Here is a 26,408-nt window from a genome sequence, read left to right as displayed (position 1 = left end):
TCTAGCTGGGCCAGTCAAAGAAACCCTTGCCCGTCTTGCGTCCCAGTTCGCCCCGGGCCACCTTGTCCTTCAGGATCTGCGGGGGCGCGAACCGGTCCCCAAGCGTGGACTGAAGGTATTCCGCGATGCCCAGCCGCACGTCCAAGCCCACGATGTCCGTGGTCTTCAGCGGCCCGGTGGGATGCTTGTAGCCCAGCACCATTGCGTTGTCGATGTCCTCGGCCGAGGCGACGCCCTCCTCCACCATGCGCATCGCCTCCAACGCGATGGCCACGCCTAGGCGTGAGGACGCAAACCCCGGAGCGTCATTGACGACGACGGCGGTCTTGCCGAGTGCCTCCACCCAGGATTTGGCGGCGGCAGCGAGTCCGGGGGACGTGCGCTCCCCCAACACCACTTCAATAAGCGTGGACGCCGGGACAGGGTTGAAGAAGTGCAGCCCCAGGAAGTTTTCCGGCCGCTTCAGCTCCCGGGCGAGCCCGTTGACGGACAGCGAGGAGGTGTTGGAGGCAATGTAGGCGTCGTCCGCCAGCCGCTCCTCGATCCCCCGCAGTGCCGTGACTTTGAGGTCCCAGTCTTCCGGGACGGCTTCCACTACCAGCTGGCGGCCGGCAAAGTCTTCGTAATCGGTGCTCACGGTGAGGCGGGACGCCAGCTCTTCGAAGTTGGCATCGACCGCGCCGCGTTCGATGCTCTTCAAGGCCGCCGATTCCACCCGTTCCCGGGCAGCCTCCGCGGAGACGTCGTCGCGCTCCACCACCAACACGTCCACGCCCTTGATCAGGAAGGCGTGGGCGATGCCGGCGCCCATGCGTCCGCCACCCAGGACACCAGTCCGGGCGGGAAGGTTGGCAGGGACTTCACGGTTGCTCATGGTCTACTTTCCGTCGGCGGAATTGGCGGAGGCGGGGGTGCCGGAGTTTGCGCCGGCTTTCCTGGCAGCACTGCGGTCCAGGAAGGCCTGCATGCGGTCGAACTTGGCCTGGGATTCGAAGAGGATGCCCTGGGCCAGCTGGTCGATCAGCGGGTGCGCTTCGGCCGGTGCGTGGAACACCGACTTGGTGATGCGCACGGCCAGTGGATCCTGGCGCCCGATCCGGCTTGCCAGGCTGTGGGCAGCCTCCAGGAGGTCTGCGGGATCGTGGATTTCGGTAATGAGGTTGGCCGCTTTGGCCTCCTCGGCGCCGAGGACCAGCCCTGCCAGGAGGATCTGTTTGGCCAGCGGTTCACCCACGAGTTCCTTGAGCCGCCAGCTTGCACCGGCCGCTGCCAGGATGCCCAGCCCTGTTTCCGGGTTGCCGATCCGCACGTTGGGGGTGCCGATCCGGAAGTCTGCCGCGTAGGCGAGTTCCGCCCCGCCGCCCAGGCAGTAGCCGTCGAGTGCGGCGATGACCGGCATGGGGAGCTTGGCGATCCGGACGAAGATAGTGGAGTTGATGCCCTGAAGGGCGTCGTCCCGCCGGCGTTCCCGCAGCTGGGCGATGTCGGCGCCGGAGGCGAAGACTCCTTCCACGCCGGCGATGATCAGCACCTTGGGGTTTTGTTCCAGCGCGGCGCACACCGTGTGCAGTTCGTCCACCATCTGCTGGTCGATTGCGTTCTTCACCCCCGGCCGGTTGAGGAGCACCATCACCCGGTCCTCCCGCTCCTCGACCAGGAGCGCGGTGAACTCTTCGGACGCCAGGTCCACGGCGGTGGCCATCAGATCTTCTCCAGCAGCATGGCGGTGCCCTGTCCAACGCCGACACACATGGTGGCGAGGCCGATTCTTGCGTCTTCGCGTTCCATGCGTCCCAGCAGGGTGATGGCGAGCCGTGACCCGCTGGATCCGAGCGGGTGCCCAAGGGCGATGGCGCCGCCGTCGCGGTTCACGATCTCCGGTTCCAGCCCCAGGCGCCGGATGCAGGCCAGGGACTGCGTGGCAAAGGCTTCGTTAAGTTCGACGGCGGACACGTCACCGATGCTCAGGCCGCTGCGCTTCAGTACCTTCTGGGTGGCAGGGACCGGGCCGATGCCCATGATTTCCGGTTCGCAGCCGGCAGAGGCGCCGTCGATGATGCGGGCGCGGGGTGTGAGGCCGAGCCGCTCGATGGCTGCCTCGGAGGCGATGATGATGGCGGACGCGCCGTCGTTCAGGGACGAGGAGTTGCCGGCGGTGACCACGGAACCGCCGTGGGCCACGGGCTTCAGCCCTGCCAGGACGTCCATGCTGGTGCCGGGACGTGGCCCCTCATCGGTGTCCACCACAGTTTCGGCTTTACGGGTCTTGACCGTGACCGGGACGATCTCGTCCTTGAAGCGGCCAGCCTCGATGGCGTCGAGGGCCAGTTGGTGTGAACGGACGGCAAACGCATCAGCGTCTTCGCGGGAGATGTTGTCCACGCGGGCCACTTCCTCCGCCGTCTCCGGCATGGAGTAGGTCATCTTTCCGTCCCGTGACAGGCCGCCATGCTGGAAGTGCGGATTGGTGAACCGCCAGCCGATGGAGGTGTCGAAGATCTGGCCGGGTTTGGCGAACGCGCTGGTGGGCTTTTCCTGGACCCAGGGCGCCCGGCTCATGGATTCCACGCCGCCGGCGATGACGATGTCAGCGGCTCCGGCCTTGATCATGTGGCTGGCCTGGATGATGGCGCTGAGCCCGGACGCGCAGAGTCGGTTGACGGTGATCCCGGGGATGTGGAGCGGAAGCCCGGCCAGGAGGGTGGCCATCCGGGCAACGTTCCGGTTCTCCTCGCCTGCACCGTTTGCGTTGCCCAGGATGACCTCGTCGATGCTCTCAGGATCCAGGCCGGCCCGTTCCACAGCTTCGCGGAGCACCAGCGCGGCCAAGTCATCCGGCCGGACGGAAGACAAAGCGCCCCCGTACCTGCCCACCGGCGTACGGACCCCGCCAACAAGGAAAGCCTGCGGACCTGCGGTTGCAGCCATGGAAACACCCTTCACGCGATAAACAGCACTGTCATCGGCGGCGCGGAGAGCAGATTACTCCACTTACCGACCGTTCGTTCTGTAAATGGTACACGGCAACGCTCCGGATGTGCATCCGGTTACAGGACGGTCACCCCCAGGTGAGCCGCGAGGTGGGGCGCGAGCAAGCCCAGCTGGCACTCGTCAACAACCAGCCCGGCCAAGCTGCCCAGGCCGCTGAGCCTGCGGAACTCCGTGCCCCTGATGTCGAAATCCTTCAGCTTGGCGCCGGCGAGGTCGAGGGACCCCACCGTGCAGTCCTGCAGCTTCACGCGGGTTGCGGTGGCGCCGCCAAGGTCCAGTTCGTTGATGATGCAGCCACTGATCAGCACATCGGTCAGCTTCGCGCCGCGCAGGTTAAGGAAGTCGAGCTTGCCGCCCTCGATCCGGACCGACTGCCAGCCGCTTTCGTAAAGTTCCGCCGACCCCAGGCGGGCATTGCGGAATTCAACCTCGCGCCAGGTACTGCGGGCAGCCCGGAAGACCGGGGCGTACAGCTCCGCCAGGATGCAGTCGCGAAAGGAGGCGCCCCGGAGCTGGGTTTCATGGAAGGACGCGCCATCAAACCGGCACTCCGCGAAGGCGGCGCCGCCCAAGTCCAGGCCATCAGCGGCAGGACGGTTGAAGTGGGCGCCGTCCTGCCTCCCGCCGTCCGGAAAGACGAGGTCCGGGCAGTCCTCAAGGTCCTGCAGTTCCACCGGAGAGAGCCGGGGCGGAACCACCTTGGCCGCACCCCTGCCGCGCACTGTATTCATGCCCCGAGCCTAGCGGCGGCTACTGACAAGGAACAGGATCCCCATCTACGCGGCACTTGAAATAGTAAGCAAGCTTTGCTTATCGTGGGAGTGCACGGTTGATCGATCGAGACGAAAGGAGGCCGGAACCATGGGCCTCGGAGACAAGATCAGTAACGCGGCGGAGGACCTTGGCGGCAAGGCCAAGGAAGCTGCCGGCAACGCAACCGACAATGACCGACTGAAGGCGGAAGGCCAGGCCGACCAGGTCAAGGCAGACGCCAAGAAGGTCGGCGAAAGTGTCAAGGACGAGTTCAAGCGCGACTAGTTCCTTGCTGGGGCAGCCGCAGCGAACGGCGTGCTGTTCCAGCCTGACGGCGGCGGATCCACTGGATCTGCCGCCGTTTCGCTGTCCACCCACATCGATTGCTGGGTAGATGCCGTTTTGACTCTCCGCGCCTCAAAAGGGCAGTTACTCAGCAGTCGATAGGATCACCAGCCGCTGCGTGTAGGAGTGTGCCCCTTTCGGGAATCCTCGGGCATGGTCATCCCGGCCCGCAGGCCGAGGAGCCGGATCGGGTGCCGTGGCTCGATCTTGGAGACGAGGTCGAGCGCCGTTGCCAGGACGTCGGCGGGATCCGTTGTTTCAGGGATCTTGCGCGCATAGGTTTTGGTGGTGAACGGGGCATAGCGCACCTTCAGCGTCACGCCGATAACGGGCCTTCCTTCGGCGGCGACATCCTCCAGGACCCGCGCCGCCAACTCACGGACGGCTGCTTCAATCTGCCCCGGATCCGTCAGGTCACGCTGGAAGGTGGTCTCCCGGCTGTGCCCCCGGGCCACCCAGGGCGTGTCATCGACAGTCCGCGATCCGTCGCCCCGTCCCAGCTGCGCATACCAGGGACCCATCTTCGGGCCGAATTCGGGAACCAGGTCTTCGGGATTGGCGGCCGCCAGTCCCGCGACGGTCGTGATCCCCAGGGTGGCGAGGCGGCGGGACACCTTGGTGCCCACACCCCAAAGGTCGATCGTGGGACGGTCCCCCATCACGTCGAGCCAGTTGCCGGCCGTGAGCCGGAAGACGCCGGCGGGCTTGCCGAAAGAGGTGGCAACCTTGGCGCGGACCAGGGTGTCACCGATGCCGACGCTGCAGTGCAGCCGGGTTTCGGCCAGGACTGCCTCCTGCAGCTGCCGGGCGAAGCCCTCCGGATCCTGAGTCTCCACGCCGACGAACGCTTCGTCCCAGCCAAGGACCTGGACCGTGGTTCCCGGCTGCGAACGCAGGACCGCCATGACCTTGTCCGACGCTTCAAGGTAGGCCTCATGGTCGACGGGCAGGATGACGGCGTCCGGTACTTTGCGTGCGGCGATGCGCAGCGGCATTCCGGATCCCACCCCGTAGGCCCTGGCCTCGTAGGACGCCGTGGACACCACGGCCCTTTCGGTGGGGTCGCCGCGTCCGCCCACGATGATGGGCTTGCCTGCCAGTTCGGGCCGTCGCAGCACCTCGACGGCAGCGATGAACTGGTCAAGGTCCACATGCAGCACCCACGGTTCGCCCACATGCCCAGTCTGCCCGGGCCAGGCGCCGCGCACCACCTTTTCCCCCGGTTCCCGGCCGGCATGCCCGCCGCGCGCGCCTGGTTCCCCGGTTAGCCTTAGCCATGACCTACGTTGACCTCAGCGCCGAAAGTGCCGCCGCCGGTGGATCCCGCCCCCTGGGCGGCCATCTAGCCACGCCGCAGGGCCAGGGCCCGTTTCCCGGGGTGGTGATGATTCACGAGGCCTTTGGGCTCACGGAGCAGACCCGGAGACATGCGGACAGGATGGCCCGTGCGGGCTACCTTACGCTGGCGGTGGACCTGTTCAGCGAGGGCGGGGCGCGGCGCTGCCTGGTCAGCACCATGCGAAGCATGGCCACCGGCACCGGCCGGGCATTCACGGACATCGACACGGCGCGGAAGTGGCTTGCCGGTTCCCCGCACTCCACAGGAAAGACCGGCGTGATCGGCTTCTGCATGGGCGGCGGCTTCGCGCTGCTCGTGGCCACGGACGGGTTTAACGTGGCCTCGGTCAACTACGGGCGGCTTCCCGGCAACCTGGACGACGCCCTCCGCGGCGCCTGCCCCATCGTGGCCAACTACGGGGGTGCGGACAAGCCCTTGCAAGGAGCTGCCCACCGGCTCGAGTCCGCACTCGACCGGCTGGGCATCGAGCACAGCGTCAGGGAATTCCCGGGGGCCGGACATGCCTTCCTGAACGACACCGAGGAGGGCCCCCGGTTCCTGCGCCCGCTCATGCGGGTGATGGGCATCGGGCCTGATCCCGACTCGGCCCCGGAGGCCTGGCAGCGGATCGAGGATTACTTCGACCGGTATCTGAAGGACTGAACCGGACGACGTCAAGGAGGAAACGCCGACGGCGGGCGCCCCCACCCAGGGGGACGCCCGCCGTCGACGGTTATTTGGAAAAGCCGGGAAGGCTTAGGTGAACAGCGCGTTCTTAGGCTCGTTGTTCTTGACCTTCTGCCAGCCGAGCCACAGGAGGACGGCGAAGAACGGGATGGTCCCCAGGGTCCAGAGGCCCAGGTAGAAGACTTCACCGTCCTTGCTGGTCATGGTGTCGAAGCCGATGAGCACGGTGATCGCCAGCAGGCCCAGCAGGCCTGCCCAGCTGGTCCACGGTGAGCCGGGCATCGGCAGGCTGGACGCGTTGCCTTCCTTCTTGCGCAGCATGATCTGGCTGGCGAAGATGGCGCCCCAGCAGAAGATCACGCCGATGGACGCGGTGTTCAGCGCCAGGTCGAACGCGTGCGAGCCGCCCAGCCAGATGTTCAGGAGGATGCCCACCAGATAGAACGCTGCGATGGCAAGGATGGCCGCGTACGGAACGTGGCGCCGGGACATCTTGGTGAGCCACTGCGGAGCATGGCCGTTGTTTGCCATGGTGCGGAACACGCGGCCGATGGAGTACAGGCCGGAGTTGCACGAAGACAGTGCGGCGGTGATGACGATCATGTTCATCACGTCACCCACCCAGCTCAGACCCATCTGGCCGAAGACCGTGACGAAGGGCGAGGTGCCGGCCTTGTACTGGTCGGATGGCAGCAGCATGGCCAGCAGGGTCACGGAACCGACGTAGAACACCACGATGCGCAGGACGACGGCGCGGATCGCCTTGGGCACTTCGCGTTCCGGGTTTTGCATCTCGCCGGCGGTAATGCCGACCAGTTCGATGCCGTTGTAGGCGAAGATCACGGCGTTGAGGACGAGCACCATCACCAGGGCACCCTTGGGGAACATGCCGCCCTCGGCCGCGAACAGGTTGCTCACCGAGGCGTGGCCGGGACCCACCTGGGCGTTGGTGACCACCATGAACGTGCCCACCGCCAGGAAGATCAGGATGGCGCCTACCTTGAGGCAGGAGGCCCAGAACTCGAACTCACCGAACGCCTTGACGCTGAGCAGGTTGACGGCCACCAGCAGTGCCAGGGCCGCGATGGCCGAGGCCTCCACCGGGACGTTGGGGAAGAAGAACTGGAAGTAGAGGCCGATGGCGATGAGTTCGGCGATGCCGGTCATGCCCCAGTTGATGAAGTACATCCAGCCGGAGAGGAAGGCGCCCTTCTTGCCGAACATCTCACCGGCGTAGCTGACGAAGGAGCCGGAGGTCTGGCGGTACATGATGAGCTCGCCCAGGGCCCGCATCAGGAGGTAGGCGATGACGCCGGCGATGGCGTAGGAGAAAATCAGGGCCGGGCCAGTGGAGGACAGGCGGCCGCCGGCTCCCATGAAAAGGCCCACGCCGATAGCGCCGCCCATGGCGATCATGGTGACATGGCGGCGGCCGAGCGTCTTGCTGTAGCCCTCGGCGCTGAGGGTGGGGTCGACGGCAGTGGATGGGGCCGTGTGGTTCTTTAGGTCTGCGGGGGTACTTTGAGGCACAACTGTTCCTTGTGGGTTGGGGGTTGGCCGCATCCGGACTTCGTATGATCAAGCTCACAAAATTCGGCTATTCAGCCTTGAGACCAGCATTTGTGAGGGCAATCCAACGAACTGCCGAAGCTTCAAGCGGCCTGTCCATCCTACTAGACCGTTGCGGGTGCTACGTGACGCGGACTACACAGAGCCGGCGGCGATAGGCTGAAGCCATGGCCACAGCCCACCGCTTACTGCCCTCCCCGCAGCCGCAGCTGTACCGTTTCTCGCGAATCGACGGCGCTGCGGTTTGCCTCTACGTGGCCATTGCCGCGTTCTTTGCCGTAGCCGGCGATCTGGTGAAACCCATCCTTCGGCAGGTGGCGCCCTCCCCTGCGGCTGCCTCCTACGCTGTGGACCTGCTCTTCTATGCCTCAGTGGGAATACTGGCATTCGTGGCCGCCCGCAAGGTGGTGGTCCGCGACCTCAAGGTCCTGGCCACCCGGCCGTGGTTCACGCTGCTGATGGTGCCCGCAGCAGTGATCGTGATGCTGATCCTCACTGCGATTGTGGTGGCGGCGAACGGGCAGGTGCAGACCTCCCAGAACCAGGCGGGACTGCAGGCACTGATGCAGCAGGTCCCCGCCTGGCTCATGGTTCCGCTGCTGGTGGTAGTGGGACCATTCGTGGAGGAATACGTCTTCCGCCACCTGCTGATCGGCAAGCTCAGCAGGCGCCTGAACATCTGGATTTGCTGCGCACTGTCCGTGTTTCTGTTCGCCGCGCTTCACATCGTGGGCCGGGAGGCGGTCACACTCACCGCACTGCTCCCCTACCTGGCCATGGGCGCCACCCTGGTGTTCGTTTACATGTGGACCGGGAAGAACGTGATGTTCTCCTACCTGGTGCACGCGGCCAAGAACCTGCTGGCGGTGGTCCTGGTGTACGCCATCCCCCCTGAGCTCTTCCAACACATGCAGAACGTGCAGGCATAGGCGTTCCTGGAACGGGACGTTCCGCATCTCCCGCCCCGGCCGTACCGTGGACGGATGGGACTGAATATCCAGATCGTTGTCGATTCCACCAGCCCCCACGAGCTTGCCGATTGGTGGGCGGAGACACTGCAGTGGGTGGTGGAGCCGCAGGACGCGGACTTCATCCGGTCCATGGTCGAACAGGGCTACGCCACTGAGGACCAAACCAGGACCCACCGCGGGCACCTGGTCTGGAAGGATGGGGCTGCGATCCGTCCGCCTCAGGACATCGACTCGAAGGACCCCGAGAGGCGCATCCTGTTCCAGACAGCACCCGAGGGTAAGACGGTGAAGAACCGGGTGCACTGGGACGTCAGGCTGGACGGCCGGGACAAGGACGAGGTGCGGCGCGAGCTCGAGGCCCGCGGCGCCTCCTTCCTCTGGACGGCGCGGCAGGGGCCGCATTCATGGCACACCATGGCCGACCCTGAGGGCAACGAGTTCTGCATCAGCTGACGCCGATTACTAGACTTGGACGGTGAGCAACCAGATCCCCTCCCCGGTGTCCGATGTCTTCGATCCCACCCGCTGGCGGGTGGTCTCCGGTTTCGAGGACTTCCAGGACATGACCTACCACCGGCAGGTGGAGCGGGATGCCGACGGCGGCTGGGTGCGTGACCTGCCCACGGTCCGGATTGCGTTCAACCGGCCGGAGGTCCGCAACGCGTTCCGGCCGGGCACAGTGGATGAGCTGTACCGGGCCATGGACCACGCCCGGATGACGCCGGACGTCGCCACCGTCCTGCTTACCGGCAACGGCCCCTCCCCCAAGGACGGCGGCCACTCGTTCTGCTCCGGCGGTGACCAGCGGATCCGGGGCCGGGACGGCTACCGGTACGTAGTAGAAAACACAGCCGATGGCGAGACGCAGGAAACCATCGACCCCGCCAGGGCCGGCCGGCTCCACATCCTGGAAGTCCAGCGGCTCATGCGCACCATGCCCAAGGTGGTGATCGCCGTCGTCAACGGCTGGGCGGCGGGCGGCGGGCACTCGCTGCACGTGGTGGCCGACCTCACCATCGCGTCGCGCGAGCACGGCAGGTTCAAGCAGACCGACGCCACCGTGGGAAGTTTCGACGCCGGGTACGGCTCCGCGCTGCTGGCCCGGCAGGTGGGGCAAAAGACCGCCCGCGAGATTTTCTTCCTGGCCCGTGAATATTCCGCAGAAGACATGGTCCGCATGGGCGCGGTCAATGAGGCCGTGGACCATGAGCGGCTCGAGGAAGTGGCCCTGGAGTACGCCTCAGACATCGCCCGGCAGTCCCCGCAGGCCATCCGCATGCTCAAGTTCGCCTTCAACCTCGCGGACGACGGCCTCGCCGGCCAGCAGGTGTTTGCCGGTGAAGCGACCCGGCTGGCCTACATGACGGATGAGGCCGTCGAGGGCAAGGAGGCCTTCCTGCAAAAGCGCGACCCCGACTGGTCACGCTTCCCGCACTACTTCTAAGGCAAGACGGCAATGAACAGCGAAACTCCCCCTGTCCCGGTCCAGCACGGACCGCTCAATATCGAACCCGCCCTGAAAGCCCTGGCGGCCGCCCTGCACGGTGAGGGCCCCGCCGTCGAACTCTCCGTTGGCCCGGACGGCGCCCTGGTCGTCGGCCATGTGGAGACCCCCGGCTGCGACGACGCCGTGGCCGTGGTGCGCACGTCCGGGTCCACCGGCACGCCCAAGGCCACCCTGCTGACGGTGGAGTCCCTGGCGGCCTCCTCAATGGCCACCGCTCTGCGGCTCAAGGGCGAGGGGCAATGGCTGCTGGCACTGCCCGTGCAGTTCGTTGCCGGCATCCAGGTGCTGGTGCGGTCCCTGTTCGCCGGGACCCGGCCCTGGGTCATGGACATGTCCGGCGGCTTCACTCCCGAGGCCTTCACCGCCGCAGCGCTGGAGCTGACGGACAAAATCCGCTTCACCTCCCTGGTGCCCACCCAACTGCAGCGCCTCCTGGACGATCCGTCGCCGGAAACGCTGGCGGTGCTCCGCCGCTTCAACGCCATCCTGCTCGGCGGCGCCCCGGCCCCGGAGGCACTCCTCACAGCAGCGCGTGAGGCGGGGGTCCGGGTCATCACCACGTACGGATCCGCGGAAACGTCGGGCGGCTGCGTCTACGACGGCTACCCTTTGGAAGGCGTTTCGGTCCGGGTGGCGGAGGACGGCCAGATCCTGCTGGGCGGGGACACGGTGGCGGCCGGCTACATCGAGGCACCGGACGAGGAAACCGGAACGTTCTTCGAGGAGGACGGTGTCCGCTGGTACCGCACCAGCGACCTCGGCTCGATTGACGACGACGGCCGGCTCACCGTGCTCGGACGTGCGGACGACGTCATCATCACCGGCGGCGTCAAGGTCTCGGCCGGGCACGTGCAGGAGCAGCTGGAAGAGTCCGACGACGTTTCCGCGGCTTTCGTGGCCGGCGTCCCCTCCGCGGAGTGGGGCCAGGCGGTGGCCGCCTACGTGGCGCTCACCCCCGAAGGCGTGGCCCGGCACAATGGCGGGGACCCCGCCGTCGTCCTTCAACACCTGTGGCAACAGCAGCTGGGGGTGCTGGCGCCCAAAACCGTCCTCACCGCCCCGGCCCTGCGGATGCTCGCCAATGGCAAACCGGACCGGCTCGCCATGACTGCCGAACTCAGCGCCCTGCACCGGGGAAAGTAGAGTTGGACCTGCACCACCGAGGTGGGTGGGTACGTCCCGTCCTGCCGTCTGACCGAAACAACACGAGGTACTAACCGTGGCCACAGCCGCCCAATGGATCCAAGGCGCCCGACTCCGGACGCTCCCGGCAGCGATCGCGCCCGTGCTGATCGGCACCGCCGCCGCCTATGAGATGGACCGGTTCATCCTGCCCAACGCCATCCTCGCGGCGCTGGTGGCACTCCTGCTCCAGGTCGGCGTCAACTTCGCCAACGACTACTCCGACGGCATCCGCGGCACGGACGATGACCGGGTGGGCCCGCTGCGGCTGGTGGGCTCCGGCGCCGCCAAGCCGGAACATGTGAAGTGGGCCGCGTTCGGGACCTTCGCCCTCGCCATGGTGTTTGGCCTGGTCCTGGTGTTCCTCACCCAGGCATGGTGGCTGATCCTGGTGGGGCTCGGCTGCGTCATGGCTGCGTGGGGCTACACCGGCGGCAAGAACCCCTACGGCTACATGGGCCTGGGCGACGTCTTCGTCTTCGTCTTCTTCGGCCTGGTGGCCACCCTCGGGACCACCTACACCCAGGCCGGCCACATCAGCCTGTCCGCCGTCATCGGTGCCATCGGCACCGGCCTGATCGCCACCGCGCTGCTCATGGCCAACAACGTCCGGGACATTCCCACGGATATGCAGGCCGGCAAGAAAACCCTGGCCGTGCGGCTGGGCGACAAGCACGCGCGGGAAAGCTACGTCCTGATGCTGGCCGTCGCCATCCTGCTGGTGGTGATCCTGGCGCCGGGCCGGCCCTGGATCCTGATCGTGCTGCTGCTCATTCCGGCTTGCCTGATGCCGGCCTGGCTGATGATCAACGGCCGCAAGCGCAAGAGCCTGATCCCGGTCCTGAAGCAGACCGGTTTGATCAACCTTGGCTACAGCGTGCTGTTCTCACTGGGGCTGATCCTCAGCCACGGGTTCTAGCTGTCTTTGTTGCTGCTGCCGTTTGCGTTGTTGATGGTGATGTCCGGGTTGGCGTCCAGCAGGGCGTCCTCCGCGTTGGCGTCCTGGACCTCGCCAGCTGACCGCAGGGGCTTGGCCTTGCCGGAGAACCGGTACTGCAGGGCTGCCGCGGCAGCGTCCCGCTGCTTCTGGAAGAACAGGTAGCTGATGGCAAAGGCGATGAGCGCGGCGCAGATCACGGACACCAGGAGCCCCACCTGCAGGAGCGCAAAGAGGATAAACAGGGGCAGGAAGATCGCCAGCCGGATCAGGGAATATTTCAAAAAGGCCACTATTCAAGTTTAGCCGCCTCCGCCGGGGGCCCCTGCCCGTCCTGACGATAGACTTAATGGCATGCTCTTCCGTGTGGCATTGGCCGTGGCAGTCCTCGTCATCTTTGTGTATGGCCTGGTGGACGTGATCCGCACCGAAGGCCGCCTGACCAGGGGCATCTCCAAACCCGCCTGGCTCATTGTCCAGATCGTGCTGCCCATCCTGGGCGCCGTCCTCTGGCTGTTGATCGGCCGCCCGCGCGGGACAGCGCAGCCGCGGCCCAGCTATCCCCACCCCACTGCGCCCGACGACGACCCGGACTTCCTGCGCAACCTTGAGGCCCGCCGCCGTAACCAGGCCGAGGCCGAACGCCTGAAGAAACTCCGGGACGACCTTGAGGCCAAGGCCAAGGAGGAAAACGGGAAGGGCCGGCGGGGCACCGACGAACATGACACCGACGGACTGAAATAGTTCCCGTGGCGTCCCAACCCGGCGGTGACGAGCGGCATTTGCCTGCTCCCCCTCCGAGGCCCGGCCTCTCCTACTCGGCGCCGCCGCCCATCCCGGTCACGCCTCCGGCGCCGTGGCCGGTCCGCACCGCCCGTACCCTCTGGATCCTCAGCTTCATCGCCGGATTGGCTGTCCTGCTCGGTTCCTATGTTGCCCGCGACTCCAACCTGCAGCGGCTCCGCGGCGTCGTGGCGGATATGGCGGCCGGCAGCGACGCCGGCTCGGTGGGGACCGCGGCGGGGATCGTTTTTTGGGGAAGCATCGCGGCTCTGCTGCTGGTGACCCTGCTGGAGGCCGCCGTACTGTCCATGCTGCTGGGCCGCCGGAAGTGGGCACGCTGGACCCTGGTTCCCCTCCTCGCCACCCATGTCCTCCTCCTGCTGCTGGCGGCCGCTTTCCTGGTCCCCGGCGGTGCCGCGGGAAGCTATGTGGTGATGCTTTGGGTTGCCGGGGTGGCCCTGGCCTTCGCCGGACTGGTCCTCCTGTTCCTGCCTTCTGCCGGAGCATGGTTGAAGCGCGGGCGTGTTTGAGGAGGCGCTGCCGACGCCCGGCCCCAGTAAAGCTGGCTTGGCCTGCCTAGGCTGACTGCGCTTGCCGGTCCAGTCCCGCGCATTCCGCCAGTACGCCCTCGCAGCTGCGGACCACTACCCGGCACGCTTCGGCTGCGGACCGCGCCGTCAGCGGGTTCTCGGCAATCCTGCGCCAGCGGGTGAGGCAGCGCCGGGCTTCTGCAGCCAGCACATCGGGAGCGGTACCAGGGGCGAGGCCCAACCGCAGGCAGGCACCCGTCCCGCGGCCGCCAACCAGCCGTTCAGCTTCCGCCGCCAGTTCCGGGGCCAGCTCCACCCCGGCCGTCCGGAGCGCGGCGAGCAGCCTCAGCTCACGGAATTCGTGGTCGCCGGCCTCAAGCCGTTCCAGGGATGCTGCGAGGTGTTCTGTCCGTGGCCGCGGGCGGCTGTGCAGGAGGTCTGCCACCGCCGCCAGGGCGGTCCTGGCCTTCAACACGGCCGCCCTCGACTGGAACTGGCGCTCAAGCAGTTCCAGCAGCGGGTCCAGGCCGCTGCGGCGCACCAGTTCGTGGGCCAGCGGCGTGGGTTCGGTGAACCCGCTGCGGATCAGGACCACGGCCAACCGGATGCCAAAAAGCCCAAAGCGCTCCAGCAGGGAAGCCCGGGCCGCTTCCGTCAGCCCTTCCGGCCCCGCGGACCGGCGGAACCTGTCCGCCGAAAGCATCATCCGTTCTCGCCCGCTTCGGTCCAGCGTTGCCAGCGCCTGGAGGGCTTCGAAATCCGGCTGCCGCAGGGTACGGGCACTCTGGGCCAGCAGTCCCGCCACCGGAAGCACGTCCAGGGCCAGCTTCCGAAGGTTGGGGTCGCGGCTGTATCTTTCGGCGATGGTGCCCGCCGAAATCAGCGAGTCAATGCGTCCGGCCCCCACTTCGTCGGCACGGGACAGCACCGCGATGGCATTGACCGTGCCCGAGCGGCCGGCGCCGGTGTCCCGGAACGACTCGAGGAAATGGACGTCCGAGGCGTGCAGGTGACGCATCAGGTAGATAACGGCATCGGCTTCCGACGGCGAGTCCTCCGGGGTGAGGAAGCGTACCGACCGTGCGGACACATCCTGGGACAGTGACGCGATCCCGGGGGTATCGATCAGCGTCAGCGCCTTCAGCGCAGGGGACGGCCATTCGACGTCGAGCCTTTCCACACGCTCAGCAGGCACCCCGTCCAGGGCGAAGGCCAGCCGGCCGCCCTCCCGCCTCAACGGCAGGTTCCGGGGTTGCCCGTCTGTGGTGTGCAGGGTGATCCGCGGGGTATGGCCGTGCCGGTACCAGGTGATGATCCGGGTGCATTCGCCAGTGTCCGTGGGAGCGATTTCCTCCCCGATGATGGCGTTCAGGAGCGTGGACTTCCCTGCCTTCACCATGCCGGCGACCGCTACCCGCAGCGGTTCCGCCAGGCGCTGCGCGTAGCCCTGGAGTGCATCGGCGGCCTGGGGGTCATCGCCATAGACCTCCAGCGCTTCGCGGAGAAGGGCCGCCGCGCCCGACGCGGTGGGTACCGTCATCGCCCCCCCGCTGCCCTGGGAATCCCGGCTGCGTTGGCCTCCGCTGATACTGCCTCGGCGGCCCGGTGCAGCGCGTCCACCTTGGTGAGCTGGGCCCTGATTTCCCGCACCCGCCCTTCTCTCTCCTGCGTATACGAGTTGGCGGTTTTCTGGGCTGCGGCAACGGAATCGGACAGCGAACGGTGGTATTCATCCGCGATATCGGTGAAGTGGTCCCGGATGGTGCGCTGGACCAGGCGCAGCCGGTCCTTCAGCTGCTTTCCCACCTGGAATGTAACATCGTCAAGCTGCCGCCGGACCAATGCCTTCGCTTCGCCCTGGCGGCGCTTCAGCCGGTTTTCCTGGTCATCCCGGTACGCCTTGCGGCCAAGCAGGAGCCCGGCGCCCACCGACAGCGGATTGATCAGGGCCATCCCGAAAATGCCCGTCAGGAGGCCAAACATCAGGACCCCGCCGTAGGAGCCGCGCATCCCGATCAGGACCTTCTGGACAGGATTCACTCGCCCCGGGTCCAGGTCCGCCATTCCGTCCACCGGGTCCAGGGCATCCCCGGAATCGGCCACGTGCAGGACGGGCAGTGACACCTCGTCAGCGGCGAAGTGTGCCGCCACCTGCCCCGCAAGCCATTGGGCCCGCTCACTCGTCCAGACAAAGGTGTCCGAGACTGCGGCGGCCGCGCATTCTTCGAGCCACTGGGAGAATTCGGTCCAGACAGGTCCGGGGTCGCCCTGGTCGATGGCATTCTCGGCTTCCTTTTGGATGTGGCGCAGGCGGTCCCGGAGGTCGTACTCCATGTCCGCGATGAGGTCGTTGATGCCATCGCTGAGGGTCAGCTGCCAGCGCGCCGAACGCTTCCTCAACTCATCGGCCTCGGTCTTGGCCTGTTCCAGGGCGGCCAGCATCTCCGGCTTGCCCTCCGGGTTCTCCAGGGCTTCAAGCTCGGACTGCAGCGACAGCCGAAGGTTTTCGGTGACGGACAGCAGGTCCTGGCTGACGGAGTGGCGCTGGATGCGCTCCGCCTTGCCCACGACGTCGTTGCGGAGGTGGGTGACGAGGTCCGGAAAACCTGATTCGGCATTGAGTTCGCTGTCCTGCAGCCGCGATGCCTCGAGGCGCAGGTCTGCGGACAGTGGGAAGAGCGGAATACCCGGAGCGACCTGGTCCAGGTGCTCCCGGTCCAGCTCCTCCACCCGCCGCCAGTCCGGGTAGAGGTCGGTTTTGGACAGGACCGCGGCGACGCTGGGGGTGATGCGCATGGCCTGCCGCAGGAACCGCAGCTCCGGTTCGGTATATTCCTGCGAGGCGTCCGAGACCATCAGCAGGGCGTCGGCTGTGGGAAGTGCGGTGAGGGTGGTCAGGGTGTGCGAGGAGCCCATGCCGCCCACGCCCGGGGAATCTATGATGGTGAGCCCACCGGTAAGGATCCGGCGGGGCAGGCAGACCTCCGCGGCCGCGAGTTTCCGGCTGTTACCCGGGTTGCCCTGCTCCGACACAAAGGCCGGCAGCTCCGCAAGATCCACCGGCCTGCGCTCCACGCTGCCGTCCCGTCCGTCGGCTCCTTCCGTCCCGGAAGGACTGTCCGAGGGAACCAGGACGGCGGCCGAAGCCGGTTCGCCGTAGCGGACGATGGTGGGCAGTGCGGTGGCGATATCGTCATCCACCGGGCATACGGGCGCGTTGACCAGGGCGTTGATGAGCTTGCTCTTGCCTTGTTTGAACTCCCCCACCACGATGACCATGACGCTGGGATCCTTCAGCCGGGCCATGGCTTGCTCCAGCCGCCGGCGCAGGTCCGCGCGGTCCCCGCCGCCCACCAGCCGCAGGCCTTCCTCCAGCAGCTTCACCAGTTGCCCGGCGGCTGCAGGCCCAAGCGGCCCGGCCAGTCCTCCTTCTGCCACAGCGTGCGTCCTTCCACTGCCGAAACCTGTCACGGTGCCGAAAATCCCGCCGTCGGTGGTGCTGGAAGAGCCCACAGGCGGCAGACACCTCCTGCGGGCGGTTTGCCTCCCGGGACTAGCGTGTTACAGCGCGGTGGAGTCGTCAACCACCGAATCGTCAATGGTGGTGTGGTTGTCCAGGTCGACATCGGTGTGGGTGGATTGGTCCTCCGTGAAGTCCAGTTGGTTGTCCGCCGCCACCAGGTTGTCCTGCGCGATGTTCGCAGCCGCGTTGTCCTGGAACGAGTCGTCCACCTGCACGTCCGTGGTGGTGGAGTTGTCCTGGTTGAACGAGTCGTCTACCTGCACGTCGGTGGTGGTGGAGTTGTCCTGGTTGAACGAATCGTCCACCGCCACCGTGTTTTCAGTGGAGTTGTCGGAGTTGTCGTTGAACGAGTCCGTCAGGTCCAGGGCCGTGCTTACAGAATGGTCTGAATGGTCGGAGTTGTCCGAGTTGTCGTTGAAGGAATCGTCCACATCCAGGCTGAGATCCGTGTTGAACGCGTCGGAGATGTGCGTCTCCTCGGTGCCGACGCTGACGCTGCCACCCGCGTGGATCGAGTTATCCGTGGAGTTGTCGGTCGAATCGTCGGTGTTGTGGGAATCCCTGATGTTGTTCGAATCCCTGACACTGGCGTCGTCACCGGCTGCCACGGCCCGGTCCCCGGTCGCCACGGCGGCCGCGTTGTCGAACCATTGCTCCACGTCACCGTCCGCCCAGATGTTTTGGTGGACCGACTGGTCCGTGATGGTGTCCCGGTCATCGAGCATGGTGGTGCTCGTGGTGTAGGAGAAGTGGTTCACCACGTGGTGGAGCTGCTGCACTGCGTACGCGTGGTCATCACCGCCATACCCCGCGCCCTGTCCACCGGCATGGATGGCGGCCGCGCTCCCGGTGTGGACGGCCGACGCGTTCGCCTGTCCGGCCCATGCGCTGTTGCCGCCGGTGCTGTACCCCCGGTCGAGTGCGGGAGCGCTGACGCTGATGGGGGCGTAGTCGAGGACAACGGGCATTGCCGCATCCACGTCAGCCGAGCACACATTGGCCAGGCCGTGTTCCGCCAAGGTCTTTTCCGGGTTGTCCAGGAAATTCTGGATGGCCTTCCGGTTGCCGAAGAGCTGCATCAGGAACTGCACAAGGTCGTTGGCGAGTGTTGGCATGTGCGTGGTCCTCACATCTTTGTCGAGTTGTGGATCATGCGGCGAACGGATCCGGTTGGCTTAAACCTAGGTTCCTTGCCGGGACGGGGCATCGGGGCGCGTCCCCCCTGCCCGCAGGCTCGGCTCCGGGGCTCGGACGCCTCCGGCAGTAGGGGTACTAGGGGTCACTCCTGTTGTGGATTCAGTGGCTGCTGGTTGTCCACACCCAGCGCCAGGCGCAGCCTGGTCAGCAGGTCGGAGCGGTTTTCGGCACCCAAGCGGCGCCGGATACGGGCGATATGGTGCTCCGCGGTCCGGGGAGAAATATAGATTGCCTCACCAATTTCCCGATAGGTCTTGCCTTCAAGCACCAGCCTGGCCACTTCCTTCTCCCGCTCACTCAGTCCCGAAGCATCCGACTGGGCCCTGTTCCCCGCAGCGTCCGCGGCTCCCGGGCGCAGGTCCGCGGCCCGGGAGGCGGCACCGGCAGGAGGGCCCTGCGGGTGGAGGTCCCTGGCACAGGCCAACAGGCGCATCATGTCGCGCCGTTCCTCGGCACGGGCGGCTGCGTGCCCGGCCAGCCTGGCCCCTTCCCACGGCATTCCCACGGCACCCAGCAACCGTGCAGCGGCCTCCACATCGGCCGGACGGAACCGCCCGGCCAGCACGGATACCCAGGCTTTGCCTGCCGTCGCCAGGACCGCGGCAAGCTGGCTGTGGGCGGACGCCCGGGCCAGCGCCGTGGCATGCGGGGCAAGATCGGCGGGGCTCTCGTTCAGCAGCGCTGCCTGGACTCCGGCCCAGTGCAGCGGAACGGCCCAAAGGGCAGGTTCGTCCAACTGGCCCAGCAACTTCCACGCATCGTCCAGGTACTGGGCCACACGGGGCGTTTCGCGGAGCCGGGCGGCCGCAATCAGCAGTTCCCCCCAGGGAAGCAGGCTGTAAAGGTCTACCGACGTGTGGAGCATGGCTTCGCGTGCCCGTTCCCAGGCCCTGAGCAGTTCGGGAACGTCACCGTTGCGGCGGGCCAGCCCCACTTCCAGCGCCGCACACATGAACTCATCGCGCGGGACCAGTGGCCACGGGTTGGCTTTGGCGGCCTCCGTCGCGGCAAGCCGGGCCTCCTCGGGTTTGTCCTGCATCATGGCAGCCCAGCCCTGGAGCAGCAGGAGCCTGGGCTGGGCTGAATTTCCACCTTGCCCCGCTGCTGCCGCCGACCGGCAGACAGTTTCCGCCAAGTGGGGATCGCCGCTGTGAAGGGCCAGCAGGGCTGCGAGGGCGGCCGGCGTTTCAGGCAGCGGAAGTGCGATCCGCGACGAATTAAGCATGTCCGAGGCGTGGATCAGCAAGGATATGCCCTGGTGGGGTTTGTCCCCCAGGGACGCGATGATTCCCTGGCCGGTCTGGACCAGGGCGGCCGCCAGGAGCGTTGGCGATGCCGCCGGCGCATCCGGCTGGAAGATCGACTCCGCACCGGACCTGTCGCCGGCTCCGATCATGGCCACGGCCGCGAGCGGCGCGGAGGGCCCAACCCGGGCAGAGCCGAGCCAGCTGTAGACGTCGGCGGCACGGGCGAGCATTCCCCGTTGGGCCCAGACAGAGGCAGCCACGTCGGCCCCGCGCCGGACATCCGGCGGATCGGAGCTGACCAGGAGGGCGTCGATGATTCGCGCGGCGGCATCCAGCTCCCCGTCGCCGGCTGCGGCCTGGGCGCGCCGTGCCGCCGTTGCCAGCGGATCGGCACCGGCCAGGAGCGCCTCCCCGTAGAGTTGGGACGCAAGCCGGGGGTCACCTTCCAGGGCCACATCGGCCGCATGCTCCAGTTCTGCAGCCACCCGGTGGTCAGCGAGGCCGCCCCGTGCCAGCTCCCGGGCGAGGCTGCCAAGCGGTTGTCCGGCCGAAATGAAAACCGATACGAGTTCACGCTGGAGCGCATGCACCTTGGACGTTGGCGTGGCGGTCAGCAGGGCATGCTGGACAGTCCCGAGTACAGTGCCGTCCGGCCTCAGCAGGCCCGCGGCCTCGGCCCGGTCCACCAGGGCGTCCAGGTCCTCCACAGCCCCGCTGTCGAGCTTGTGCTGCAGGTCTGCCGGCAGCGGTCCCGGCAGGGCGAAGCCCACCGAGAGTGCCAGCAGCAGGTCCCGCACGGCGGCCTGTGCACCCCTAAGCTGGCTGGCGACCAGCTCCGTGACATGGGGTGGTTGCCCTTGGTGGTCGGGTGAAGTGTGCAGGGGTATGGGGCGTTCCGCCCGCTGGAGATGCCCGTCCATGTCAGGCTGCCGGAAGAGTGGTCGGGGCCGTTGCCACGGCCGTTTCTTCAACAGGGGGTGTTGTTTCGGCTGGTGGCGCCTGGGGCGTTGGACTGGCTTCGGCGGCCAGGTCGGTTGGGCTCAGGGAAGGCTGTGTTGTGTCCGTAGGACCTGGGCCGTCCGCTGGGCTGGGCGTTGCGGTATCCCCCACCGGAGGCTCCGTCGCAACGGCAGTCGCGGGATCGGTGGTTCCAGGATCGGTTGCTCCGGGATCAGTCGGATCCGGGGTATCCGACGGGGCAGGATCGGTGGCCGTCTGGGTGGCCGGAGGGGTTGTGGGGTCTCCGGTGGCGGATTCGGGGGTTACCGCTGTCCCGTCCGTTGCTGTTCCAGGGCCCGTTGCTCCGGAATCTGTCCCTGCCGTGCCCGGATCAGCAGGGGCCGCCGGTGCACCGGCTGCCGGTACCGCGCCTGCCGCGGCAGGGCCGTCTGCCGGAGGATTGGCTCCCGTTGTGGGCATTGCGTTGCCGGCGGCCTGTCCGCCGGTGGGGAGCGCGGAGGCACTCAGCCCTGTTTCCTGCGAAAGGGGTTTCCTGGCGCTGGCCTCCACGCCGGCAAGTGGCTGGGGGGTGGGCGCTGTGGCCGCTACTCCCCCGCCGGCAGTTTCCGTGCCGGCGGAACCGCCGGTGGTGCTTGCTCCGGCTTGGGGCACAAACATGGCGGTCAGGCTGCCGAAGCCGTCCGGGCTTTGCGCAGCGGTAGCTGTCAGGACTGTCAGGAGGGCAGCTGCGGCAGCCACTGCGGTGACCCGTACGGTGGGCGCCGGGGCATGCGCTCCCCGGCGCCTGCGTTGCGGGCCGCGGAGGGCCGGGCCCGCGGGGGCGCCTCCCGCCAGCGCGTATTTACGCGACCAGCTGGGCAGGCCCGGCGCGGGTGGCACTTCTGCGGGAGCGACCGCGGCCTGGGCCTCATCGGCGCTGGCCTCGGACTGGGCCGGGGCAGCAGCCTCAGCGGCAGCATTGTGGGCAAGGACGGCCGCCACTGCCGCCCCAAGGCAGATGGCGGACTTAGGGTCGGCGTCGACGGCGACCGGCAGGTCCAGTTCTTCCGATACCACCTGTGCCACCAGGGGAATCCGCGAGGACCCGCCGATCAGCAGCACGGTGGACAGGTCTGCCGGTCCAAGATGAAGCTGCGCGAGGGACCGTTCGAGCGCCGCCACCGTTTCGTGCACGGGTTCTTCGATCAATGCCTCGAATTCGGCACGGACCAGGCGGACCTGCTGCTGGACGCCGGGCAGGAACACCGGGATGGTGGCCTCGCTGTCCACGGACAGCGCCTCCTTGGCCTCGACGCATTCGCGCCGGAGCCGCGCCAGGGCGCCCAGCACGGCCGGGTCCGCCGGGTCGAGGCCCGACAGTGCATTTCCGGTGTGGTCGGCAACGTAGCGGAACAAGGCGGCGTCAAAGTCGGCGCCGCCAAGGTCCTCGATGCCCTCGGGCCGGCCCAGGAGCTCAAAGCGGCTACTGCCGGCCTTCCGCAGGACGGCTGTGTCGAAGGTGCCGCCCCCAAGGTCGTAGACGGCGATGGTGCTGCCTTCCTCCACCCGCACCTGTGACGCGTAGTGCAGGGCTGCTGCCTCCGGCTCGGGGAGGAGGGTGACGTTTTGCAGTCCGTGGGCGGCGAGGGCGCCGCGGATGCTTGACAGGCGGTGGCTGCCCCAGGCGGCGGGGTGGGTCAGGAAAACCTCCGACGCCGGACCGCCCTCGCGTTCGGCGGCCCGGTCCGCCACCCACCGGGCCATGGTGGCGAAGATGTCCGCGGGCTGGAGGGCGAGGGTGCCCAGGATGATGGGAACCTCGTCGCCGATCCGGCGCTTGAATTCGCGCACCACGCGTTCCGGGAAGTCCAGGCCGCGGCGCTCCGCGGCTTCGCCCACCAGGACGGCACCCTGTTCCGGATAGTAGAGCACGGAGGGGATGGAGGCTCCGCGGGCACCCAGCGGCAGGCACTCGGGCACGGTTGAAGCCCCATGGTCAAAACGTACAACGGCGGCTGCCGTGAAACTTGTCCCGACGTCAACGGCGAGAGCGTAGCTCATGGGTACCTCGAGAGGCTGGCGGTCCACCTGCAAACTTCATCACAGTGAACAGTCACCAAATTAGCATCCCCGGGAAGCCGGGAACACCCCTGTTGCTACATCGAATGGTTAAACGGCATGCACTTGGCGAAGGGATTTCAAATCGAGGACAAAAGGCCCTTGCAACCGGGCGGGAAGACCCGCTGCTAGAGGCCGGAGTACGAGTGGAGCCCGTTGAAGAACGTGTTCACGATGGTGAAGTTGAAAATCACGCACAGGTAGCCGACGATCGACAGCCAGGCGGCCCGGGTTCCGGTCCAGCCGCGGGTGGCCCGGGCGTGCAGGTAGCCGGCGTAGACCACCCAGATCACAAATGTCCACACTTCCTTGGTGTCCCAGCCCCAGAACCGGCCCCAGGCCTTTTCTGCCCAGATCGCGCCGAACATCAGGGTGAAGGTCCAGCCGATGAAGGCGATGGCGTTGATGCGGTAGGAGAGGTTTTCCAGGCTGAGCGCCGACGGCACCAGGCGCATGAAACCGAGCTTGTCTGCCCCGCCGGCCGCCACGGTCTTTTGCCGGTAGGACTGTACAAGCTGCAGGGTTGACATGGCGAAGGTCAGGGTGAAGAGTGCGGAGGACAGCACGGCGATGGAAACGTGGATCACCAGCCAGTAGCTCTGCAGGGCGGGCACCAGGTGGCCCACGGGGGTCCAGAACGCCACCGACGCGGCAACGAGCATGATGATGACCAGCCCCACCACGAAGGTGCCCAGGAAGCGGAGGTCACGCCGGATCAGCGAGAGCAGGAAAACGGCCGCCACCAGGAATGCGCCCGTGGTGAGGAATTCGTACATGTTGCCCCACGGAACGCGGCCTGCACCGAGCGCCCGGGTGACCACGCCGGCGCCGTGGATGAGGACGGCAAGGGTGGTCAGTGCCACGGCGACCCGCGCCGGAACGCGACGCTCCGCGTACTTCATGTCGCCGTCGGCCGTCATGACGCCGCCGGTTCCTGCACCGCCGGCCTTGGCAGCGGACGACGACGGGCGCTCGGCCCGGTCTGCGGGCCCGTCAAGCCGGGCCCCGGGAGAGCCGGCACCAACGCCGGCCACGGCCGGAACCTTGGCCGCAACGCCCGCCTGCGCGGCCTTAAGGTCCACCGCCCGCAGCGCCTTGCTGCTCTTCGCCAGGTCCCAGGCGAACGCAATGAAGGCCACCGTGTAGGTACCCGCCGCCAGCAGCATGAAGAGTTCGCTGTACTGGCCCATGGTTTCGTTGATTCCAAATGGCATTACTGGTCCTTTTCGGGCCCGGTGGGGCCTGCTGGGGTGGTGATGGAGCCTTCGGCGTTTTCGGCGGAGCCTACGGCCTTATCGGCGGAGCCTGCGACATTATCGCCTGTCCCGCTGGGAGTTTGCTGGGATCCGGCAGTAGCTTCGGCGACCTGGTCTTCGGCGGCCGGGCCGTCGGCATCCCCGTCAGGAAGCTGCCACTCGGTGGAGAACAGTTTCCGGACCGCCGCTGCCTCGCCGGCAAGGCGGTGGTCCTCGCCGCGGGCCAGGAGTCCGTACTCCACCATGGTGCGGCCGTCGGCCGCGGTTCCGGTGCGCACCCAGACGCGGCGCCGGTTGACGTAGAGCGACAGGATCAGGCCGGCCACGGCAAGGAGGGCGAAGACCAGGGCGGACACCTGTCCCGGGTTGTGGTGGATGTCCACGCCGATGTAGCGCTTCACGCCGTCAAAGCTGATGCTGCCCTTGCCGTCCGGAAGGGTGTAGGTGGAGCCGGGGGCCAGGGTGATGCCGCCTGCCGCCAGGTTCCTGGCGTTCAGCGGGGTCAGGTTCTTGACGTCGAGTTCAAAGACGTTCTGCGGAGCGCCGGTGTCCAGGCCCAGGTTGCCGTAGTAGGAGTTCAGGGTCAGCTGCGGGTTGAAGAGTTCGGGGTCCGCGCTGAACGACACGTTCTTGTCCGTGACGAATGCGGTGGGGAGGAAGAAGCCCACGAAGCCCAGCTGGTCCGGCCTGGCGTCCGGTACCTTGATCACCACAGAGGAGTAGTAGTTCTCACCCTGCAGCTTGGCCACCACCGGCCCCTGCATGGCCACGTTGCCTGCAGCGTCCCGGATGGTCACCACGGGTGCGTAGCCGTTGCCGGTGAGGTAGATGCTGGTGCCGCCCAGGCTGACAGGATCGTTCACCTTCAGGATTTCCTGCTTGGGCGGGGCGTCCGGGTTCTCCTTGGTGGTCACCGTGGCCGCGAAGTCGATGGGCTGGCCGAACTTGCCCTTGGATTCCCGGTCGAAGGTGATGTTGAACTTGTTCAGCTGGAGCGAGTATGGCTGCAGCTGGCTGGACTGGAAGTTGGTGCCCGGGTTGAACTGGTCGTAGCCCACCAGGGTGTTCACGAAGGTGTCGCCTTCCACCAGGATGCGCTGGCCGCTGTACCCGAACAGGCCGCCGGCGGCGACGGATACCAGCACGCCGATCAGCGACGTGTGGAAGACAAGGTTTCCCACTTCCTTCATGAAGCCGCGCTCGGCACCCAGGGACGGCAGGGCGCCGTCGGCATCCCGCACCTCCACCCGGTAGCCGCGTTTGCGCAGCAGCCCCGCCGCATTGTTGATGGCGTCCGACGCCGGGATCCCGGCGCTGGAGGGAATCACCAGGGTGCCGTATTCGGGCAGCCGCGACAGGCGCTGCGGGGTACGCGGCGGCTGGGAGCGCATGGCCTTGAAGTGGGCGATGGCGCGGGGAACCACGCAGCCGATCAGGGAAATGAACAGCAGCAGGTAGATGGCAGAAAACCACACCGAGGAGTAGACGTCGTAAAGCTGGAGGGAGTCCAGCAGCTTTCCGTAGTCCGGGTGGTCCTTGATGTATTGGGTGACATTGGCCGGATTCGCAGGCCGCTGCGGGAACAGCGAGCCGGGCACGGCGGCGACGGCGAGGAGCAGCAGGAGGAACAGCGCGGTGCGCATGCTCGTCAGCTGTGTCCAGGCCCAGCGCAGCATGCCCTTGGGCCCCAGCACGGGGAGGGCCGCCTGGGCCTTCGCCGCTGCGACAGGGGCGGTTTGCTTCTTCGTTACGTTCACACGCTCGCTCATCAGATCGGCAACTTCACGTCGGTTTGGAACCAGTACTGCAACCCTGTGACCCAGGCACCCCATACGCCGGTGGCCATCAACAGACCCAGCACCACAAGGATCCCCCCGCCGGTCCGCTGGATCGCGAGCCGGTGCCTGCGGAAGAAGGCCATGACGCCCATCCCCCGCCGCAGGGCCAGCGCGATCAGCAGGAACGGAATGCCCAGTCCCAGGCTGTAGACGAAGGCAAGGAAGGCGCCCTTGGCGGCCGAGGAACCGCCGGAGAGGCTCAGCAGCTGAACAGCGGAGTAGGTGGGACCGATGCACGGAGCCCATCCCAGGCCGAAGGTCAGGCCCAGCAACGGCGCGCCCCAGAGCCCGGCGGGCGGCTTGACATGGATTTTCGCGTCCCGCTGCAGCCAGCTGAAGCCGCCCATGAAGACGATGCCCATGACGATCACCAGGACGCCCAGCAGCTGCGTGATCCAGGCGTTCTGGCCGCCGGTTATCAGCGTGCCCAGCTGGCCGAACGCACCGCCGAGCAGGACGAAGATCACGGAGAAGCCAAGGACGAACAGCCCGATTCCGGCCAGCATGCGGCCGCGCTTTTGCTTCTGCAGGTCAACCCCGCTCAGCCCCGTGACGTACCCCAGGTATCCGGGAACCAGGGGAAGGACGCACGGGGAAAGGAAAGACACCAGTCCGGCGAGCAGCGCGACAGGAATGGCCAGCAGGATGGAGCCGCTGAGGATGGCTTCGGCGAAGGGGCTGTTCACGGTGCCGGCC

The 26,408-nt window shown here is 67.0% G+C and carries 24 protein-coding genes; 9 read left to right on the top strand and 15 right to left on the bottom strand.

What is annotated here, in order from left to right; all coding sequences use genetic code 11:
- Window position 1 precedes the first annotated feature (1 nt).
- The 4 genes from ACTJK0_RS03455 to ACTJK0_RS03440 form a co-directional block, all read right to left on the bottom strand.
- Window positions 2-874, bottom strand: coding sequence for a 3-hydroxyacyl-CoA dehydrogenase family protein (locus tag ACTJK0_RS03455; RefSeq protein WP_440744242.1), 873 nt, complete (start codon window positions 872-874; stop codon window positions 2-4).
- Window positions 875-877: 3 nt separating this feature from the next.
- Window positions 878-1,702: an enoyl-CoA hydratase/isomerase family protein gene (locus ACTJK0_RS03450; RefSeq protein ID WP_440744241.1), complete on the bottom strand. Its 825-nt coding sequence runs from the start codon at window positions 1,700-1,702 to the stop codon at window positions 878-880.
- On the bottom strand, window positions 1,702-2,928 hold the full coding sequence (locus tag ACTJK0_RS03445) for a thiolase family protein (RefSeq protein WP_440744240.1): 1,227 nt from the start codon (window positions 2,926-2,928) through the stop codon (window positions 1,702-1,704). The genes ACTJK0_RS03450 and ACTJK0_RS03445 overlap by 1 nt, the downstream gene beginning before the upstream one ends.
- Before the next feature lie 119 nt (window positions 2,929-3,047).
- Window positions 3,048-3,722, bottom strand: coding sequence for a pentapeptide repeat-containing protein (locus ACTJK0_RS03440; RefSeq protein WP_440744239.1), 675 nt, complete (start codon window positions 3,720-3,722; stop codon window positions 3,048-3,050).
- A 130-nt stretch (window positions 3,723-3,852) separates the two neighbouring features.
- Here ACTJK0_RS03440 and ACTJK0_RS03435 point away from each other — a divergent pair, with 130 nt between their 5' ends.
- The gene (locus tag ACTJK0_RS03435) at window positions 3,853-4,029 is read left to right on the top strand and encodes a CsbD family protein (protein WP_043452369.1); all 177 of its coding nucleotides are present in this window, start codon (window positions 3,853-3,855) and stop codon (window positions 4,027-4,029) included.
- A gap of 164 nt (window positions 4,030-4,193) precedes the next feature.
- On the opposite strand, the gene ACTJK0_RS03430 is transcribed toward ACTJK0_RS03435, so the two are convergent.
- Window positions 4,194-5,264, bottom strand: a complete 1,071-nt coding sequence (locus tag ACTJK0_RS03430) for a DNA polymerase IV (protein ID WP_440744238.1) — start codon at window positions 5,262-5,264, stop codon at window positions 4,194-4,196.
- A gap of 101 nt (window positions 5,265-5,365) precedes the next feature.
- Here ACTJK0_RS03430 and ACTJK0_RS03425 point away from each other — a divergent pair, with 101 nt between their 5' ends.
- Complete coding sequence (locus tag ACTJK0_RS03425; RefSeq protein WP_440744237.1) at window positions 5,366-6,091, top strand: dienelactone hydrolase family protein; 726 nt, start codon at window positions 5,366-5,368, stop codon at window positions 6,089-6,091.
- Between the two features lie 93 nt (window positions 6,092-6,184).
- Here the strand turns inward: ACTJK0_RS03425 and ACTJK0_RS03420 are convergent, their stop codons facing one another.
- Window positions 6,185-7,645: an amino acid permease gene (locus ACTJK0_RS03420; protein WP_440744236.1), complete on the bottom strand. Its 1,461-nt coding sequence runs from the start codon at window positions 7,643-7,645 to the stop codon at window positions 6,185-6,187.
- A gap of 206 nt (window positions 7,646-7,851) precedes the next feature.
- Here ACTJK0_RS03420 and ACTJK0_RS03415 point away from each other — a divergent pair, with 206 nt between their 5' ends.
- The 5 genes from ACTJK0_RS03415 to ACTJK0_RS03395 all read left to right on the top strand — a co-directional run bounded on the left by ACTJK0_RS03415 (window position 7,852) and on the right by ACTJK0_RS03395 (window position 12,263).
- Window positions 7,852-8,613 carry a lysostaphin resistance A-like protein gene (locus ACTJK0_RS03415; RefSeq protein ID WP_440744235.1) on the top strand — a complete coding sequence of 254 codons (762 nt, stop codon included), beginning with the start codon at window positions 7,852-7,854 and terminating at the stop codon, window positions 8,611-8,613.
- 54 nt (window positions 8,614-8,667) lie between these two features.
- The gene (locus tag ACTJK0_RS03410; protein ID WP_440744234.1) at window positions 8,668-9,108 is read left to right on the top strand and encodes a VOC family protein; all 441 of its coding nucleotides are present in this window, start codon (window positions 8,668-8,670) and stop codon (window positions 9,106-9,108) included.
- A 22-nt stretch (window positions 9,109-9,130) separates the two neighbouring features.
- Window positions 9,131-10,099, top strand: coding sequence for a 1,4-dihydroxy-2-naphthoyl-CoA synthase (locus ACTJK0_RS03405; protein WP_440744233.1), 969 nt, complete (start codon window positions 9,131-9,133; stop codon window positions 10,097-10,099).
- A gap of 12 nt (window positions 10,100-10,111) precedes the next feature.
- Window positions 10,112-11,305 carry an AMP-binding protein gene (locus ACTJK0_RS03400; RefSeq protein ID WP_440744232.1) on the top strand — a complete coding sequence of 398 codons (1,194 nt, stop codon included), beginning with the start codon at window positions 10,112-10,114 and terminating at the stop codon, window positions 11,303-11,305.
- 76 nt (window positions 11,306-11,381) lie between these two features.
- Window positions 11,382-12,263 carry a 1,4-dihydroxy-2-naphthoate polyprenyltransferase gene (locus ACTJK0_RS03395; protein WP_110541637.1) on the top strand — a complete coding sequence of 294 codons (882 nt, stop codon included), beginning with the start codon at window positions 11,382-11,384 and terminating at the stop codon, window positions 12,261-12,263.
- On the opposite strand, the gene ACTJK0_RS03390 is transcribed toward ACTJK0_RS03395, so the two are convergent.
- The gene (locus ACTJK0_RS03390; RefSeq protein WP_181422344.1) at window positions 12,260-12,574 is read right to left on the bottom strand and encodes a DUF4229 domain-containing protein; all 315 of its coding nucleotides are present in this window, start codon (window positions 12,572-12,574) and stop codon (window positions 12,260-12,262) included. The genes ACTJK0_RS03395 and ACTJK0_RS03390 overlap by 4 nt on opposite strands.
- Before the next feature lie 61 nt (window positions 12,575-12,635).
- Between ACTJK0_RS03390 and ACTJK0_RS03385 the strand changes: the two genes are divergently transcribed.
- Together ACTJK0_RS03385 and ACTJK0_RS03380 are read left to right on the top strand one after the other, a co-directional pair.
- Complete coding sequence (locus ACTJK0_RS03385) at window positions 12,636-13,025, top strand: PLD nuclease N-terminal domain-containing protein (RefSeq protein ID WP_440744231.1); 390 nt, start codon at window positions 12,636-12,638, stop codon at window positions 13,023-13,025.
- Between the two features lie 5 nt (window positions 13,026-13,030).
- Window positions 13,031-13,594 carry a hypothetical protein gene (locus ACTJK0_RS03380; protein ID WP_440744230.1) on the top strand — a complete coding sequence of 188 codons (564 nt, stop codon included), beginning with the start codon at window positions 13,031-13,033 and terminating at the stop codon, window positions 13,592-13,594.
- A 46-nt stretch (window positions 13,595-13,640) separates the two neighbouring features.
- Here ACTJK0_RS03380 and ACTJK0_RS03375 read toward each other — a convergent pair whose 3' ends face one another.
- The 8 genes from ACTJK0_RS03375 to ACTJK0_RS03340 form a co-directional block, all read right to left on the bottom strand.
- Window positions 13,641-15,134 carry a dynamin family protein gene (locus tag ACTJK0_RS03375; RefSeq protein WP_440744229.1) on the bottom strand — a complete coding sequence of 498 codons (1,494 nt, stop codon included), beginning with the start codon at window positions 15,132-15,134 and terminating at the stop codon, window positions 13,641-13,643.
- Window positions 15,131-17,032 (bottom strand): dynamin family protein, encoded by a 1,902-nt coding sequence (locus ACTJK0_RS03370; protein ID WP_440744228.1) that lies wholly within the window; start codon window positions 17,030-17,032, stop codon window positions 15,131-15,133. The genes ACTJK0_RS03375 and ACTJK0_RS03370 overlap by 4 nt, the downstream gene beginning before the upstream one ends.
- 123 nt (window positions 17,033-17,155) lie before the next feature.
- A complete protein-coding gene (locus ACTJK0_RS03365) occupies window positions 17,156-18,232 on the bottom strand; it encodes an IniB N-terminal domain-containing protein (RefSeq protein WP_440744227.1) in 1,077 nt (358 codons plus the stop codon).
- Between the two features lie 164 nt (window positions 18,233-18,396).
- Complete coding sequence (locus ACTJK0_RS03360; RefSeq protein ID WP_440744226.1) at window positions 18,397-20,481, bottom strand: LuxR C-terminal-related transcriptional regulator; 2,085 nt, start codon at window positions 20,479-20,481, stop codon at window positions 18,397-18,399.
- Between the two features lies 1 nt (window position 20,482).
- Window positions 20,483-22,588 carry an Hsp70 family protein gene (locus tag ACTJK0_RS03355; protein ID WP_440744225.1) on the bottom strand — a complete coding sequence of 702 codons (2,106 nt, stop codon included), beginning with the start codon at window positions 22,586-22,588 and terminating at the stop codon, window positions 20,483-20,485.
- A gap of 158 nt (window positions 22,589-22,746) precedes the next feature.
- Complete coding sequence (gene ccsB, locus ACTJK0_RS03350) at window positions 22,747-23,832, bottom strand: c-type cytochrome biogenesis protein CcsB (protein ID WP_440744224.1); 1,086 nt, start codon at window positions 23,830-23,832, stop codon at window positions 22,747-22,749.
- Window positions 23,832-25,643, bottom strand: a complete 1,812-nt coding sequence (gene resB / locus ACTJK0_RS03345; protein WP_440744223.1) for a cytochrome c biogenesis protein ResB — start codon at window positions 25,641-25,643, stop codon at window positions 23,832-23,834. The genes ccsB and resB overlap by 1 nt, the downstream gene beginning before the upstream one ends.
- Window positions 25,643-26,398 carry a cytochrome c biogenesis CcdA family protein gene (locus ACTJK0_RS03340; protein WP_440744222.1) on the bottom strand — a complete coding sequence of 252 codons (756 nt, stop codon included), beginning with the start codon at window positions 26,396-26,398 and terminating at the stop codon, window positions 25,643-25,645. Before ACTJK0_RS03340 ends, resB begins: the two co-directional genes overlap by 1 nt.
- Window positions 26,399-26,408 lie beyond the last annotated feature (10 nt).

Origin of the sequence: Paenarthrobacter sp. 22069, assembly GCF_052046035.1 — a bacterium.
Lineage (GTDB): Bacteria > Actinomycetota > Actinomycetes > Actinomycetales > Micrococcaceae > Arthrobacter.
Note: the sequence above shows the minus strand (reverse complement) of the source record. Positions and strands in the feature narration are given on the sequence as shown.